Origin of the sequence: Flavobacterium petrolei (genome assembly GCF_003314435.2) — a bacterium.
GTDB lineage: Bacteria > Bacteroidota > Bacteroidia > Flavobacteriales > Flavobacteriaceae > Flavobacterium > Flavobacterium petrolei.
Window position 1 is genome coordinate 1,467,371 of sequence record NZ_QNVY02000001.1, and the last position, 14,524, is coordinate 1,481,894.

The following is a 14,524-nucleotide window of genomic DNA, read 5'->3' on the forward strand; positions in this document are numbered from 1 at the left end:
ATATTCAGAAGTTACTAGTTTTATATATCAATAACGTTTTCCGTGTATTGTTGCTTATTCCTCGCGATGTACTTTAGTAAAATCGAAAGCTGGTTTGCAAATCGCAATATATTCACAAGGTTCGTCAAAAGGATTGGAATATTGCACGCGTGTATTCTTCTCGATTTGTATGGATTGCCCCGTTTCCAGAACGATAATTTCATCGTCAATTATAAATTGCTTTTTACCTTTAATAATATAGGTGTATTCATCAAATTCAGGAGTTTGAAATGGTTCACTCCATTTAGAAGGAGCTACCATATGCGCTATGGAAATTTCTGCATTATTCGTAGATGCCTTTCCGTGATGTTCTTCTATTAGTTTCCCATCGGTAGTGGGAACAACGAAAGGAGTATTTTGAACATAATATTTTTTCATTAGAGGTGTTATTTTTTAAACATTTTCGTTAATACACCAAAAGCACCTCTTATAAACGTGGCGCTTGTCAGTACTTTGAGAACTGATTTCCCCACTACGCTAGCAGTACTTGGTCCTTGGTTTTGTTGCTTTTGAGATTCCTGTTTTTGCTCTTGTTCGTTTATTTCCTCTTCGACAACGGCGATTTTTTTATTTAACATCTCATAGGCGCTTTCGCGATCAATCAATTCACTGTATTTTTTTACCAGTTTTGATTTATTGTTGATTTCCTGAATTTCGCTTTCAGTCAATATATCCATTCGGCTCATTGGGGCACGCATCATTGTTGCTGCAAGTGGCGTAGGAATTCCTTTTTCGTTTAATGCAGTAACGAGAGCTTCTCCAATTCCAAGGCTGGTCAGGATTTCATCGGTTTTGTAATAATCAGATGTAGGGTAATTGTCAGCAGTTTGCTTAATGGCTTTTCGGTCATTGGCTGTAAAAGCGCGCAAAGCATGTTGGATTTTTAAACCTAATTGGGCCAATACGCCACTTGGGATGTCCATCGGGTTTTGTGTGATAAAGTAAATACCAATCCCTTTAGAGCGAATTAACTTTACGATAGTTTCTATTTGTTCTAATAAAGTTTTGCTGGCTTCGTTGAATATTAAATGCGCTTCGTCAATAAAAATGACTAATTCTGGTTGATCGGAATCTCCTTTTTCAGGCATTTGCTGGTAGATTTCAGCCAATAAACTCAACATAAAAGTCGAGAATAACTTAGGTTTGTCTTGAATGTCAGTCAGTCGAAGAATGTTGATATAGCCTTTTCCATTTTCATCGATGCGCATTAAATCCTCAACGTCAAAGGACATTTCTCCAAAAAATAAATCAGCTCCTTGTTGTTCGAGTTCAATTATTTTTCTGAGAATAGTTCCAGTAGTAGAAGTGGAAATTTTTCCATAATGTTCTTCAATTTCGTCTTTCCCTTCTTCAGTAATATAATTGATTACTTTTTTGATATCCTTTAAATCCAATAAAGGCATTTTATTGTCGTCACAATATTTAAAAATAACAGAAATTACTCCGGATTGAGTATCGTTTAAATTTAGGATTCTGGAGAATAATACAGGTCCAAACTCTGATATTGTTGCACGGAGGCGGACTCCGATTTGCTCGGACAAAGTCAAAATTTCAACTGGAAAACTAGCTGTTGAATAAGGAATGTTGATTTTAGCATGGCGTTCCGTTATAAATGGCTTTTCTTCGCCTTCTTTTGCGATGCCGCTAAAATCACCTTTTATATCCATCATTAAGACTGGAATTCCAAAACTTGACAATTGTTCAGAAAGGACCTGAATGGTTTTCGTTTTTCCAGTTCCGGTTGCTCCAGCGATCAAACCATGACGGTTTAATGTTTTTAAAGGTACTTTTATGAAGGTATCTGACAAAGCCTCTCCGTCTAATATTGCACCACCCAGAATAATACTTTCTCCCTTGGAGCTGTATCCTTCAGAAATATGTTTGGTAAAATCTTCTTTTTTGCTCATGATAAGTTTATATTTAAATCACTTGCAAGATATTATATTTTTCTAAAACCAACAATTTTAGTGCATACTGCAGTTTTCCTGCTTTTTTATTGTTAATGTCACAAAATAATAGTTTTCTTGCTAAACAGCTTGTTTTTGAAATATTGTGTTAAATATTCTTAAAAAAATATGGTATTTTATATAAGAAGGCCTATTTGTTTGCGTTTATTGACATAAATGGAAACTAAAAAATGGTAAATATGTTTTTGAAATAAATTTAATTATAATAAAATAAAAAAAAGTTTTTTTATTTGAACTAAAAATATAAATTTGCTCCACTACAAGTTTAATATAACTAAGATAATTTATTTAAAACTATTAAAATTAAAAAAAATGGCAAACGTTAAAAAAGAAAAAGCGGCAAACGGAGGAGGAATGATTTCAGGAATCATTATTGTAGCATGTATTTTTGTTGGATGGTTAATTTGGAATTTCATAATGGGTAATGGCGCTAATTTTGAAGGCGGAGTAAACACAGGTCACCCACTACCAGGAAATATGTTGGCAATGGTTTACAAGGGAGGTCCAATTGTACCGGTGTTATTAGGATTATTATTAATGGTTGTTGTGTTTTCATTTGAGCGTTATGCTGTAATTTCAAAAGCAGCAGGTAAAGGAAATCTTGATCAATTCATGACAAGCGTACAAAATGATATTAAAAGTGGTAATATTGAGGGAGCAATTGCTTCATGTGACAAACAAAAAGGTTCTGTTGCAAACCCAATAAAATCAGCTTTATTGAAATATCAAGAAGTTAAGAGAGAAGGTTTTGATAGCGAAGCTGCTGCAGAAACTATTCACAAAGAAATTGAAGAGGTGACTTCACTAGAAATGCCAATGTTAGAGAAACACATGACTATTCTTTCTACAATGGTATCTTTAGGTACTCTTGCAGGTTTGTTAGGAACTGTAACGGGTATGATTAAGGCATTTAGTGCTTTGTCTGCTGCTGGTACTCCAGATCAAGCTGCTCTTGCAAATGGTATTTCTGAGGCTTTGATTAATACAGCTACAGGTATCTCGACTTCTGCTTTAGCAATTATCGCTTACAACTTCTTTACTTCTAAAATTGATACATTGACTTACTCTATTGATGAGGCAGGTAATACAATTGTAAATACTTACAGACACTACAGAAGTACACAAAAATAATTAATAATTTAATTTACAAGAAAGTAGTTTCTGAGAAACGGATTCTATTTTCTTGTAAGTATTAAAAAATATATTAATGGCTATAAAAATGAAGAAAAAAGCAGGGTCTACGGATATGACTGCTATGTGTGACGTCGCTTTTCTTTTGTTGTCGTTCTTTGTAATGACAGCAACTGCAAAGATACCGGAAGCATTACCGGTAGATACCCCTGCGTCAACGGTTCAGTCTAAATTGCCAGAAGATAATTTAGCTACTATAACTGTTGGAAAAGGAAAAGTATTTTATGACTTAAAAGGGAGAGAAGTACGTAAGGAAGCTCTACAACTAATGGGACAGAAATACGGTGTTGAGTTTACTGAAAGTGAAGTTGAAACTTTTGCTTTAATGGAAGGAGTTGGTGTGCCAATTTCTAATTTGAAACAATTGATTGGAATGAAAACTGCTGACAGAAATAAAGCTGGTGTTCAACCGGGTGTGCCAAAAGATTCTCTTGATAATCAATTAAAAGAATGGATTTATAATTCTCGTATTGCAAACATTAAGGTGAACGACAAAGAATTGCAAATTGCAATCAAAGGTGATGCGAAAGAAGAATATCCTGCAATTAAGCAAGTGATGGATATCTTGCAAGATCAGAAAATCAATAGCTTCAATCTAGTTACTGGTTTAAGAGCAACTGAAAAATAACTAAAAAAAATACACTAAAATGGCTGAATTAAATACTGGCGACGGTGATGGCAAAAAAGGTGGTAAAGTAAGAAGTAAAAAATCAAACTCAAAAGTAGATTTAACTGCTATGGTTGATTTAGCTTTCTTATTAATTACATTCTTTATGCTTACGACTACGTTGTCTAAACCACAATCCATGCCTTTGGGTTTACCTGATAAGGATGATGATCCTTCTAAAAATAAAGATATAAAAGTTGATGAAAATCGTACTTTAACAGTTTTATTAGGGGATAATGATAAGATGGTATACTACATGGGATTGTTAGCAACTCCTATTGCAGGTCCAAAAGATATTTCTTACGGTAAAGAAGGGATTCGTAAAGAGTTGCTGAAAAGAAAAAAGTCAGTAGTTGAGTATACAGGTAATAAAGATAAAGGTTTAATAGTTATTATCAAACCAAGTAAAAAATCAAATTACCGTAACTTAGTGGATATACTTGATGAAATGGCAATAGTAGGAGTGCCTACGAATGCTATTGTAAATGATTTTTCACCAGAAGAACTAAAATTGTTAGAAGGTAAATAAGGGTTACTTATTACTCACTAACCTAATAATTAAGAAAAATGAAATTAGATATATTCACAAACCAATGGCTTGATATTGTATTCGAGGGTCGTAATAAAGCTTATGGAGCTTATGAACTAAGAAAAGAAACTAACAAGACCGGAGTTAGAGCACTTATCTTTGGTGCGGTCGTTTTTGCATTAGCAGTTAGTATGCCACTTATATTAAGTTTACTTCCTGAAAGTTCAGATGTTGATGATACTTTAGATACTAAAATCGTTAGTATCAAGTTACCGCCAAAGAAAGAAGAAATAAAGAAAAATATACCACCTCCGCCGCCACCGCCACCAAAAGTGGATCAGGTAAAATTTGTTAAACCTGTTGTTGCAAAAGCTGAGGAAGTAACGGAAGAGCCACCTAAAACTGTTGAAATTAAAGACAAAAAATTAGGAGCTGAAACTATTAAAGGTGATCCGGATGCTATTTTATCAGTAGAGCCAGTAGGAACTGGAACCGCTGCAGTAGTTGAAGAAGCTCCCGACAACCAGATTTATAATACTGCTGGTATCGAGGTTAAGCCTGATTTTCCAGGTGGTATTGATAAATTTTACAAATTTGTTGGTAATAATTATGTTACACCAGAAGAAGAAGGACTTAAAGGTAAAGTCTACGTTACTTTTGTAGTTGAAAAGGATGGTTCGTTAACTGATATTAAAGTAATTAGAGATATTGGTTACGGAACTGGAAAAGAAGCTATACGCGTTTTGAAAAAGTCACCAAGATGGTCTCCTGGAGTTCAAAATGGTAAACCAGTAAGAGTTCTTTACTCTCTTCCTATTACTATCCAATCTGCAGAATAATGTTGAATAACATACTTAATAATATTAAGAAGAAATCGCTTAAAGAGCGATTTCTTCTTGTTTTAGGAATTTTGTTTTTTCTGTTATATCTTGTTTTAGGTTTATTCATTATCTTTATGAAGAATTTTCCTTTAGCCATGCAACCGATTTACAGAATAGCTTTTGGATTACTACTAATTGCCTATGCATCGTTTAGATTCTTTCGGATAATTAATGATAATAACGACTAGATTATGAAAAATTCATCTAAAATACTGTTCTTTACTTTTTTTGTATTACTCGCATTTTTTTACTCTTGTAATCAAGGAACTACTTCAAAGAAAGAAGAAACAATTCTGAAAGGTTCTACATCAATATTTGTTGATGAAACCTTAACTCCAATTATGGAGGAGCAAGTGGCAGTATTTGAGAATGAATACGAGGCTAAAATTAAACTTATCTCAAAATCAGAAGCGGAAACAGTTAATTCTTTAATTAATGAGAAAGGCGCTATTGCCATTCTTTCTAGAAATTTGACACAGGAAGAACTCAATATCTTCAAGCAAAAAAAAATTAACCCTAAAATTACACCTTTCGCTACAGATGCTGTGGCCTTTATTGCTAATAAAAACAGTAAAGATTCTCTAATAGCACTAAAAGATGTAATAAGTTTTATGCAAGGAAAATCAATTGCCAATATAAAAGGATTAGTATTCGATAACCTTAATTCAAGTACTGTACGTTATTTAAAGGATCTTGCGGGTATTCAAGAAATACCACAAAAGGGCGTTTTCTCTTTTAAAAATAATGATGAAGTGATAAGGCATGTGTATGAAAATGATGGGATGATTGGAATTGTGGGCGTTAATTGGCTTTCTCAACCAAAACCAGCTATGCAAAAGTATGTTGATAACGTTGCTACTTTAAGCGTAAAAGGATTGAATGGGGACAACTACTTTTTGCCTTCTCAAAATAATATAGCAGAAAAAAAATACCCTTTGGCACGTGATTTGTATATAATAAATTGTCAGGGATTTTCTGGCTTAGGAATGGGATTTGCTTCATTTGTAGGCGGAGATGTCGGTCAAAGAATAATTTTAAAATCTGGTTTGCTGCCTATACGTATTCCTACTAGGAAATTTACAATAGTAAAAAGCCAAAATGATAAGAAATAAATTAACTACAATAAAAATGAATAAACTTACAACTTTTAGTGTAGCCATACTGGCTTCCGCTTTTACAGCTCAAGCACAAGACATTAATCAAGCTAAAAAAGCTATTGATGCAGAGCAATTTGAAAGTGCAAAAACAATTTTAAAATCAATTATAAAAGCAAAACCTTCAAATGGTACGGCTTACTTTACTTTAGGGAATGTTTATCTTACCCAAAGTGTTGAAGACTCTGCTAAAATTTATTTTCAACAAGGATTAAGTGCTTCTGATGGTGCTAAACTGAATTACATTGGTTTAGGTCAAATGGATTTAGATAAAAACGATGTAACTGGAGCTCAAGCTAAGTTTGCATTGGCATCAAAAGACATGAAGAAGAAAGATGTGCAAGAATTTGTTTATATCGCTAGAGCATATATGAACGCAAACAAGCCTGATTATAAAAGTGCTATTGCACTTCTTACTCGTGCAGCAATAAATAATTCTCAAGATGCGCAATTGCAACTTGCATTAGGTGACGCATACTATGGTGATGGGAAGCAAAATGAAGCTTATGTAGCTTATAGAAGTGCTTTTCAGTTGGATAATTCTTTGTTGAGGGCTAAAATGCAACTAGGTGTTTTATTGAAAGGTGCTAAATCGTATGATGAAGCTTCAAAAGCGTACAATGAAGTAATTGCTATCAATCCTAATTACGGTCCTGTCTACAGAGAATTAGCTGAAACCTACTATAAAATAGCACGTAATAAGCCATCTCAAGCGGCAGAAAATTATAAAACCGCAATGGGATATTATGATAAATATATGTCATTAACGGATTATTCAATAAATTCTAGAATGCGTCGTGCTGATTTTCTAATTCTAATGGAAGATTATGTGGGTCTTGAAGCGGAAGCTAACAAAATGATTGAATTGGATAAAGTGAATCCACGAATCTATCGTTATTTAGGATATGCTGCGTACAAAAATGGTAATGTGGATGTTGCTATTAAGTCGTTAGAAACTTTTATTACTTCTCCAGGAAATAAAGCAATAGCATTAGATTATTTATATTTAGGCCTAACTAAAATTAAAAAAGGTACCAGTGCAGATGGTTTGTCGATTGATCCAACAGCTTTCAGCTCTGGTCTTGTTGACATCAAAAAGGCAATCGAGATGGAGCCTTTGGCAGTTCAGGAATTAAGTGAAGTTGGGAAGAAATTATTCACCCAAAAATTATACATGGAATCCGCTGCTATATTTGAATTTGGTGCAAATACACCAGATTCGACAAGTTTTCTTGATGATAATGTATATTACGGTTTAGCAAATTATTATGCTAATATTAATAAAGAAAAAGGAGTAAAGGTTGACGCTGTAGCTTTACAAAAGGCTGATGCTGCGTTTGATAAAGTATTAGTTGCATCTCCTACTTATTTAGAGGCATACTTATACAAAGCAAGAACTAACAGACTTCTTGAAAAAGATGATGTAATGGTTAAGAACTATGAAGATTATGTTGCAAAAACGACTGAGTTAGGAGCTGAAGAATTGGCTAAACCTGCAGTTAAGACTAAATTCATTGAATCGTATAACAATATGGCGGCAAGTTTTGCAAATACAGATAAGGCAAAAGCTATTGAGTATTTCAAAAAAACACTTGCATTAGATCCAGCTAATAGTTATGCTACAGAGTCTATTAAAATTTTAAAATAATATTTTTTTTGTAATATCAAAAACCGATATCCTTAGGGTTATCGGTTTTTTTTGTTTAAAATTTTAAATGTTTACGTTGATATATTTTTTTCTGAACCTTCTCAAAAACGTATTCAAAGCAATTCGATTCATTCAAAGTTTATCACATTAGTAACTGTTTTGAATTCATCTCCTTTTCAAATTAACTATCTTTGCACTTTAAAATTAAAGAATGTTATCAAAAGAAATACAGTTAGAAGTTAATAAGGGCGCCATGCTGCCATTGATGGAGGAATTTTATACAATCCAAGGCGAAGGTTTTCATACAGGGACAGCCGCATATTTTATTAGAATTGGTGGATGTGATGTAGGTTGTCATTGGTGCGATGTTAAAGAAAGTTGGAATGCTGAATTGCACCCACCAACCAGTGTTGAGCAAATTGTAGCTAATGCTAGTAAGTTTTCAGAAACAGTTGTGGTTACTGGTGGTGAACCATTAATGTGGGATATGTCTCTACTTACGCAAAAGCTAAAAGCTAATAATAGAAAGGTACATATAGAAACATCTGGAGCATATCCGTTGACAGGAATTTGGGATTGGATTTGTCTGTCTCCAAAGAAAAATAAGCTTCCTACTCAAACAGTTTATGATAATGCGCACGAGTTGAAAGTAATCATTTATAATAAGCATGATTTTATTTTTGCCGAAGAACAAGCTGAAAAAGTAAATCCCAATGCTATTTTATTCCTTCAGCCAGAATGGAGTAAAAAAGAAGAAATGACACCTCTGATTGTAGATTATGTCATGAACAATCCTAAATGGCGTGTTTCTTTACAAACCCATAAATACTTAAATATCCCATAAAAAAATGCCAAATACCATCTGTATTTGGCATTTTTTACTTTTATAGAAGATTGTTTAAGTGCTCAATTACCAGCCTTTTCGTTTTCTCAATTCTGTGATATGTGCTAAGTGATGGCTGCCATGCCAAGCATAAGTTCCTATGATTTCTTTAATTTTAAATTCCTTGTTGTTTTCAGGATGAATAAAGATTTTTTCTAAGTCTGTTTGAGATATACTATTCATTAAATATGCTAAACGAAAGTGTAAACCTTCCAGTAATGAAAGAGTAGGTTGAATTGGCATTGTTAAATTATCATGTAATTTAGACCAACGATCTTCATAGTAGGATTTTATTGCTGGTTTATCTTCGGTTAGTGCCCATTTGATTCTGATGAAACAATTCATGTGGCTGTCTGCGCAATGATGAATGACTTGGCGAACAGTCCAGCCATTCTCTCGGTAGGGTGTGTCGAGTTGTTCTTCGCTCAGCGAAACTACTTCCTTTTTTAAACGGTCAGGGAAACTGGCGATTTCGGATATTCTACTATTGAGATAATCATTTGAATAGATTTCTGGGGCGATAAATTTCCCAATAGGATAGCGTAATTTTTCTAATGCTGTATTTTCCATGCTAAAATGTGTTCTATTAAATTGAAAGCTTCGCCAAATAATCATAATGTTCCCCTTCAAGAATTAACTCGCTTTGTAGTCCATTGGCGAAAGCCGCATTTTGTAAGGTGTTGTAATCTAAATACAGCCAAGGGAATTCGTCTTCTTTTTCATTTTTATAACGTATAGTAAAACTCAATTCGCCATAGTAACCATTACTAGGAATCCATTTTCCACCATCTTCATCATTATCGAACATGTAAATGATATCCGAAGAATCAATTAAAATTTGTCCGTTTGGATTTAGCAAGCTTTTTATTTTCTGTAAAAACTTAGTGGTATCTTTTAGTGTTCCAAAAACACCGGTTCCATTCATTAATAATAAAATGGTGTCAAATTTATTTTCAGGATTGTCAGAGTCCATTTCAAGAATGTTTTGAACTTGAGCATTTTTTAACCCTCGTAGGTGACAAGCTTCAATTGCATTTTGAGAAATATCGATAGAGTAAACATCAAGATTTCTTTCGTTTTGTAAATACAAACTATGGCTTCCTGCGCCACATCCTACATCCAGAATTTTTCCATTTGCAAGTTGTAAAGCTTTTTGCTCTAGTTTTGGCATTTTGGCAAAGGAACGAAATAAATATTCAACGCTCATTTCATCTTCTTCAGAAATAGAGGTTTCCGTGATTAAATCTTCGGGGGAATTATTAGTTTGAAAATCAAGTATGGCTTTGCCAAAAAGGTCTTTCATCTTTTTTGTTTAAAGTTTAAGGTTTCAGGATTCTAGTTCATTACTTTTGTGGTTCCAACTTTATACTTTAAACTTGAAACATATTATAAACAATCTTCCTAAAGAAGCCAAAGATAAGCATATCGAAAATAAAAAGTATTTCGATAAGCTTAAAAAGAAGACACCAAAGAATCTAGATTACGTGATGCAAGATTTGCATGATGCTGAATTTAAGAAAACGGATTGTTTAAAATGTGCTAATTGTTGTAAAACAACAGGTCCTTTATTTACAGATGCGGATATTGAACGTGTTTCAAAATATCTTAGACAAAAACCACAACAGTTTATTGAACAATATCTGCGCATCGATGAAGACAGAGATTATGTGTTGCAAAGTGTACCGTGTACTTTTCTGGATAATGAAAATGCGTGTATGATTTATGATGTTCGTCCAAAAGCATGCAGAGAATTTCCACATACGGATAGAAAAAAGTTTCAGCAAATCACTGATTTAACGTTGAAAAACCTAGCTATTTGTCCTGCAGCTTTTAATATTGTTGAGGAAATGAAGAAGAAACTCCCTCTTTAAAAAATATTTTTATCAAAATAAACTAATTATATTCGGTCTTGTCTCCTTCTCCTATGGAGAGTCCCGTCCCGACGCTTCGGGATCGGGAGGGGTGAGGATTAATATATCAAATACTTCTTTCTCATTTCCTGGAACTCAATTAATCCTTTCTTCCAACTTTCTCTGATTTTATCTTGCGAGATTCCTGCTTCAATTTGCTGTTGCAATTTTTTGGTTCCTGCAAGTTTTGTAAAAAAAGGATTGAAGAATTTTGATTTGTCCTTTGTGGTTTGATACGCCTTAATTATCCATTTCAATTCGAGTTGATTCAGTCTTAAATGTGTTGATAAATCTTCGCCGTAGCAAAGTGCTCCATTATAAACTGGATTTTGTGCACCAAAATTTGGTTTAGGAGTAAAACTAAAGTCACTTTTAGGTAAATAAGGAGAGCCGTAAATCTGAAATTGCTTCTCAGTTCCTCGCCCCACACTTACATTCGTACCTTCAAAAAGGCATAGACTCGCATAAAGATTCACTGATTGATCGTTTGGAAGATTTGGGGATGGTTTTACAGGTAAACTATAATCCATTTTCCGATTGTAATTAAGACTGGGAATAACGGTCAATTTGCATTGAATTTTATTCTTTAGCCATTTTTCACCATTAATCATTTTTGCATATTCTCCAATAGTCATTCCATGAAGCAAAGGAATTGGATGCATTCCCACAAAACTACTAAATGCTGGTTCAAGAATTGGACCGTCAACAATACTTCCGTTAGGATTTGGTCTGTCAAGAATCAAAAGCGGAATGTTATTTTCGGCACAAGCTTCCATTATATAATGTAGCGAAGAAATATAAGTGTAAAATCGAGCGCCAACGTCCTGCAAATCAAAAACCATAATGTCGATTCCTGTGAGTTGCTCTGGTTTTGGTTTTTTATTATCACCGTAAAGCGAAATAATTGACAGTCCTGTTTTGTAATCTTTACCATCAACGATATGTTCACCCGCATCAGCAGTTCCCCGAAAACCGTGTTCCGGGGCAAATATTTTTTGAATAGCAATATTTTTTTCTAATAGAAAATCGACTAGATGTATTTTATTAGTGAGAATACCGGTTTGATTGGTTACAATCCCAATTTGCTTGTTATTTAATAATGGTAAATAGTTGTTGTAATTATCTGCTCCAGTTTTTATTTCTGTCTTTGGTTTGTCATTAACTATTTCTAAATCTGATTTTGCATTTTTCCTTGTGTCTGTTTTTCTGGCTGAACAGGAAGTCGAAATGATTGTTAGAAAAATAAAGGGAAGCGTTATTTTGAAAATTGGATTCATATATAGGTTCAAATAAAATTAAGGCCAATTAGTGTAATTCGTGTTTTAGCCGTATTTTTGGCTTTAGCAACGCAAACTGGCGAAGCAAATCCAAATTAGAAACGCAATCAAATTGAATTTAGAATATTTTATAGCCAAACGACTCATTACTGCTAAAGATTATAAAAGTAGCATTTCTGCTCCAATTATAAAAATTGCTATTTCGGCAATCGCCATTGGTATGATTATGATGATTGTTTCAGTAGCAACTGGAATTGGACTGCAACAAAAAATACGAGAAAAAGTTTCCGCTTTCAACGGACATATTATTATTTCGAATTACGACAACAACCAATCCGAAGTCACGCTAGTCCCTATTTCTAAAAGACAGGACTTTTATCCAAAGTTTACATCTGTTCCCGGAGTGGAACATATACAAGCCATCGCCAGTAAAGCTGGAATTATTAGAACTGAAACCGCTTTCGAGGGAATTATTTTCAAAGGTGTGGGAACTGATTATAAATGGGACAATATAAAGGAATATCTCGTTTCAGGAAAATTACCGGATTATTCAAAAAATGTCAATCAAGAAGTATTAATATCGCAATTCCTTGCGAACAGATTGAATTTGAAAGTAGGTGACCTTTTTAATACGTTCTTCATCAAAGAGGATCAAAATCAGTTACCTAATATTCGAAGATTTAAAATTACAGGAATTTTCAATTCTGGTTTCCAGGAATTCGACGCTACTTATATAATAGGAGATATTCGGCACATGCAGCGAATCAATAAATGGGCTCCAGATCAAATTGGTGCTTTCGAAGTTTTTGTAGATGATTTTAACGCTATAGAATCTACCGGAGAACAAGTTTATGCGCAAACGTCGTCTACACTTGATACGAAAACTATAATCGAGAAATATAGCTATATATTTGAGTGGCTTCAACTTTTCGATTTCAACATCATTGTCATATTAGTAGTCATGATACTTGTTGCCACAATCAATATGGTCGTAGCATTATTGGTGTTGATTCTTGAGCGAACACAAATGATAGGAATCCTAAAAGCATTAGGCGCCAATAATTGGTCAGTCCGAAAAATATTTCTCTATAACGCCTTTTATCTTATAGTAAGAGGGCTCTTCTGGGGAAACCTAATCGGTGTCTCGTTATTATTAATCCAACAACAATTCGGTATAATTCAACTTCCTCCTGAGAATTATTATGTCAATCAAGCTCCGGTATATTTAAATTGGGGATACATAGTGTTGTTGAATGTGCTCACGGTGACCGTTTGTTTCTTGGTGTTACTAATTCCTTCTTATATCATAACCAAAATTTCACCTGTCAAAGCCATCCGTTTCGATTAGTTTATTTTTCGTGCGTTCCTTATCAATACAAAAAGGCGTTTATCAAAAAAGATAATCGCCTTTTTATATTGATGAGTCAGGCTATTCGCTACAAGTCCTCGTCTCGTCCGAAAAGACGAGACTGCGGGCTTTACGCTGCTATCCCTAACGCGAGTCCGGAAAAATTAAGATGTCCAATTTAGTCAAGAGTAGAAGAACTCACACCAACACAAAATCCGGTTACCCTATATATAGGAGAGATTAGAAAAGGGATGTTTGTTACTATATAAGGTATAGCATAAAACCATTTTATTGATCTAGAGTAGTTTTTTTGTTCGAATACTGTAGAGGCAGACTGTTTTGAAGGGGTAATGCGCGTTGAAGAGCTAATAAAGCATGAACAAAGATTGAATTTTGAAAGCTTTAGTAGATAAAAGAGGGAAGTTGAAAGCGTCCGATCGTACTGAAATAGGCGATTTTGATTAGAAATGGCGTTCATCGGCTATTAGATTGTTGTTTTGTTTAAAAAACTTTGACATTCAAAAAGCATGTTTTCAGCAGTTTAAAGATAAAGTTAAGAAAAGGGTAAAAAAAAGGTTTAAAAAAGCTTGAATAACGCAATAAAGGTGCTAGTTTTGCACCCGCAATGACGCAGAGGTTCTTTTAAATACTGGCAAGTAAAGTTAATCAAAGCAGAAAATTTATTTTCAAAAAAAGATTAAAAAAGCTTGTGAGATTAGAAAACGGATGTTACCTTTGCACCCCGCAAAACGCGCAAAGTTCCTTGATAGATTGATAAGAAAAGAGAAGTAAACGAGATAAAATTTATCTTAAAAAAACTTCAAATTTTTCTTGCCAGTTAAAAAGAAAGTTGTATTTTTGCACCCGCTTCGAGAAACACTTTAACAAGTGTTAAAAGGAGTTAAAAACAAGATAAGAACACGTTCCTAGACATATTGAATTGACAGCCGTTTTAAGAGAGATCTTAAAGCAAAAGAATAAGAGTAATAGAATCGGAAGATTTGAAAAAACCACTAGAATTTAGTCGAAT

Annotated in this window: 14 protein-coding genes; 9 read left to right on the forward strand and 5 right to left on the reverse strand. The window is 33.8% G+C overall.

Translation table 11 applies throughout. From position 1 onward, the window contains the following. Window positions 1-54: 54 nt before the first annotated feature. Together DR871_RS06365 and DR871_RS06370 are read right to left on the reverse strand one after the other, a co-directional pair. Window positions 55-417, reverse strand: coding sequence for a cupin domain-containing protein (locus DR871_RS06365; RefSeq protein ID WP_113664351.1), 363 nt, complete (start codon window positions 415-417; stop codon window positions 55-57). A gap of 8 nt (window positions 418-425) precedes the next feature. Further along, the gene (locus DR871_RS06370; RefSeq protein WP_113664350.1) at window positions 426-1,946 is read right to left on the reverse strand and encodes a helicase HerA-like domain-containing protein; all 1,521 of its coding nucleotides are present in this window, start codon (window positions 1,944-1,946) and stop codon (window positions 426-428) included. 372 nt (window positions 1,947-2,318) lie between these two features. Between DR871_RS06370 and DR871_RS06375 the strand changes: the two genes are divergently transcribed. The 7 genes from DR871_RS06375 (at window position 2,319) to DR871_RS06410 (ending at window position 8,920) form a co-directional block, all read left to right on the forward strand. Further along, entirely contained in the window at window positions 2,319-3,137 is an 819-nt protein-coding gene (locus DR871_RS06375) for a MotA/TolQ/ExbB proton channel family protein (RefSeq protein ID WP_113664349.1), read from the forward strand. 76 nt (window positions 3,138-3,213) lie between these two features. Next, the gene (locus DR871_RS06380) at window positions 3,214-3,825 is read left to right on the forward strand and encodes an ExbD/TolR family protein (RefSeq protein WP_113664348.1); all 612 of its coding nucleotides are present in this window, start codon (window positions 3,214-3,216) and stop codon (window positions 3,823-3,825) included. 19 nt (window positions 3,826-3,844) lie between these two features. Then, the gene (locus tag DR871_RS06385; protein WP_113664347.1) at window positions 3,845-4,393 is read left to right on the forward strand and encodes an ExbD/TolR family protein; all 549 of its coding nucleotides are present in this window, start codon (window positions 3,845-3,847) and stop codon (window positions 4,391-4,393) included. 38 nt (window positions 4,394-4,431) lie between these two features. Then, the gene (locus DR871_RS06390) at window positions 4,432-5,232 is read left to right on the forward strand and encodes an energy transducer TonB (protein ID WP_113664346.1); all 801 of its coding nucleotides are present in this window, start codon (window positions 4,432-4,434) and stop codon (window positions 5,230-5,232) included. Between the two features lie 233 nt (window positions 5,233-5,465). Continuing rightward, entirely contained in the window at window positions 5,466-6,386 is a 921-nt protein-coding gene (locus DR871_RS06400) for a PstS family phosphate ABC transporter substrate-binding protein (RefSeq protein ID WP_113664344.1), read from the forward strand. Between the two features lie 16 nt (window positions 6,387-6,402). Next, entirely contained in the window at window positions 6,403-8,076 is a 1,674-nt protein-coding gene (locus DR871_RS06405; protein WP_113665418.1) for a tetratricopeptide repeat protein, read from the forward strand. A gap of 211 nt (window positions 8,077-8,287) precedes the next feature. Further along, window positions 8,288-8,920 carry a 7-carboxy-7-deazaguanine synthase QueE gene (locus DR871_RS06410; RefSeq protein WP_113664343.1) on the forward strand — a complete coding sequence of 211 codons (633 nt, stop codon included), beginning with the start codon at window positions 8,288-8,290 and terminating at the stop codon, window positions 8,918-8,920. 66 nt (window positions 8,921-8,986) lie between these two features. Here the strand turns inward: DR871_RS06410 and DR871_RS06415 are convergent, their stop codons facing one another. Together DR871_RS06415 and DR871_RS06420 are read right to left on the reverse strand one after the other, a co-directional pair. Next, window positions 8,987-9,529: a YfiT family bacillithiol transferase gene (locus DR871_RS06415; protein ID WP_113664342.1), complete on the reverse strand. Its 543-nt coding sequence runs from the start codon at window positions 9,527-9,529 to the stop codon at window positions 8,987-8,989. A gap of 16 nt (window positions 9,530-9,545) precedes the next feature. Then, complete coding sequence (locus DR871_RS06420; protein WP_113664341.1) at window positions 9,546-10,262, reverse strand: class I SAM-dependent methyltransferase; 717 nt, start codon at window positions 10,260-10,262, stop codon at window positions 9,546-9,548. 73 nt (window positions 10,263-10,335) lie between these two features. Here DR871_RS06420 and DR871_RS06425 point away from each other — a divergent pair, with 73 nt between their 5' ends. After that, window positions 10,336-10,830, forward strand: coding sequence for a YkgJ family cysteine cluster protein (locus tag DR871_RS06425; RefSeq protein WP_113664340.1), 495 nt, complete (start codon window positions 10,336-10,338; stop codon window positions 10,828-10,830). 98 nt (window positions 10,831-10,928) lie between these two features. Here DR871_RS06425 and DR871_RS06430 read toward each other — a convergent pair whose 3' ends face one another. Beyond that, window positions 10,929-12,146 carry an exo-beta-N-acetylmuramidase NamZ family protein gene (locus DR871_RS06430; protein ID WP_113664339.1) on the reverse strand — a complete coding sequence of 406 codons (1,218 nt, stop codon included), beginning with the start codon at window positions 12,144-12,146 and terminating at the stop codon, window positions 10,929-10,931. A gap of 112 nt (window positions 12,147-12,258) precedes the next feature. Here DR871_RS06430 and DR871_RS06435 point away from each other — a divergent pair, with 112 nt between their 5' ends. Further along, the gene (locus DR871_RS06435; protein WP_113664338.1) at window positions 12,259-13,494 is read left to right on the forward strand and encodes an ABC transporter permease; all 1,236 of its coding nucleotides are present in this window, start codon (window positions 12,259-12,261) and stop codon (window positions 13,492-13,494) included. Window positions 13,495-14,524 lie beyond the last annotated feature (1,030 nt).

Excerpts from the sequence above, each read along its gene's own strand:
- DR871_RS06365 (WP_113664351.1), bottom strand. The coding sequence starts at position 417 with ATGAAAAAATATTATGTTCAAAATACTCCTTTCGTTGTTCCCACTACC.
- DR871_RS06370 (WP_113664350.1), bottom strand. The coding sequence starts at position 1,946 with ATGAGCAAAAAAGAAGATTTTACCAAACATATTTCTGAAGGATACAGC.
- DR871_RS06375 (WP_113664349.1), top strand. The coding sequence starts at position 2,319 with ATGGCAAACGTTAAAAAAGAAAAAGCGGCAAACGGAGGAGGAATGATT.
- DR871_RS06380 (WP_113664348.1), top strand. The coding sequence starts at position 3,214 with ATGGCTATAAAAATGAAGAAAAAAGCAGGGTCTACGGATATGACTGCT.
- DR871_RS06385 (WP_113664347.1), top strand. The coding sequence starts at position 3,845 with ATGGCTGAATTAAATACTGGCGACGGTGATGGCAAAAAAGGTGGTAAA.
- DR871_RS06390 (WP_113664346.1), top strand. The coding sequence starts at position 4,432 with ATGAAATTAGATATATTCACAAACCAATGGCTTGATATTGTATTCGAG.
- DR871_RS06400 (WP_113664344.1), top strand. The coding sequence starts at position 5,466 with ATGAAAAATTCATCTAAAATACTGTTCTTTACTTTTTTTGTATTACTC.
- DR871_RS06405 (WP_113665418.1), top strand. The coding sequence starts at position 6,403 with ATGAATAAACTTACAACTTTTAGTGTAGCCATACTGGCTTCCGCTTTT.
- DR871_RS06410 (WP_113664343.1), top strand. The coding sequence starts at position 8,288 with ATGTTATCAAAAGAAATACAGTTAGAAGTTAATAAGGGCGCCATGCTG.
- DR871_RS06415 (WP_113664342.1), bottom strand. The coding sequence starts at position 9,529 with ATGGAAAATACAGCATTAGAAAAATTACGCTATCCTATTGGGAAATTT.
- DR871_RS06420 (WP_113664341.1), bottom strand. The coding sequence starts at position 10,262 with ATGAAAGACCTTTTTGGCAAAGCCATACTTGATTTTCAAACTAATAAT.
- DR871_RS06430 (WP_113664339.1), bottom strand. The coding sequence starts at position 12,146 with ATGAATCCAATTTTCAAAATAACGCTTCCCTTTATTTTTCTAACAATC.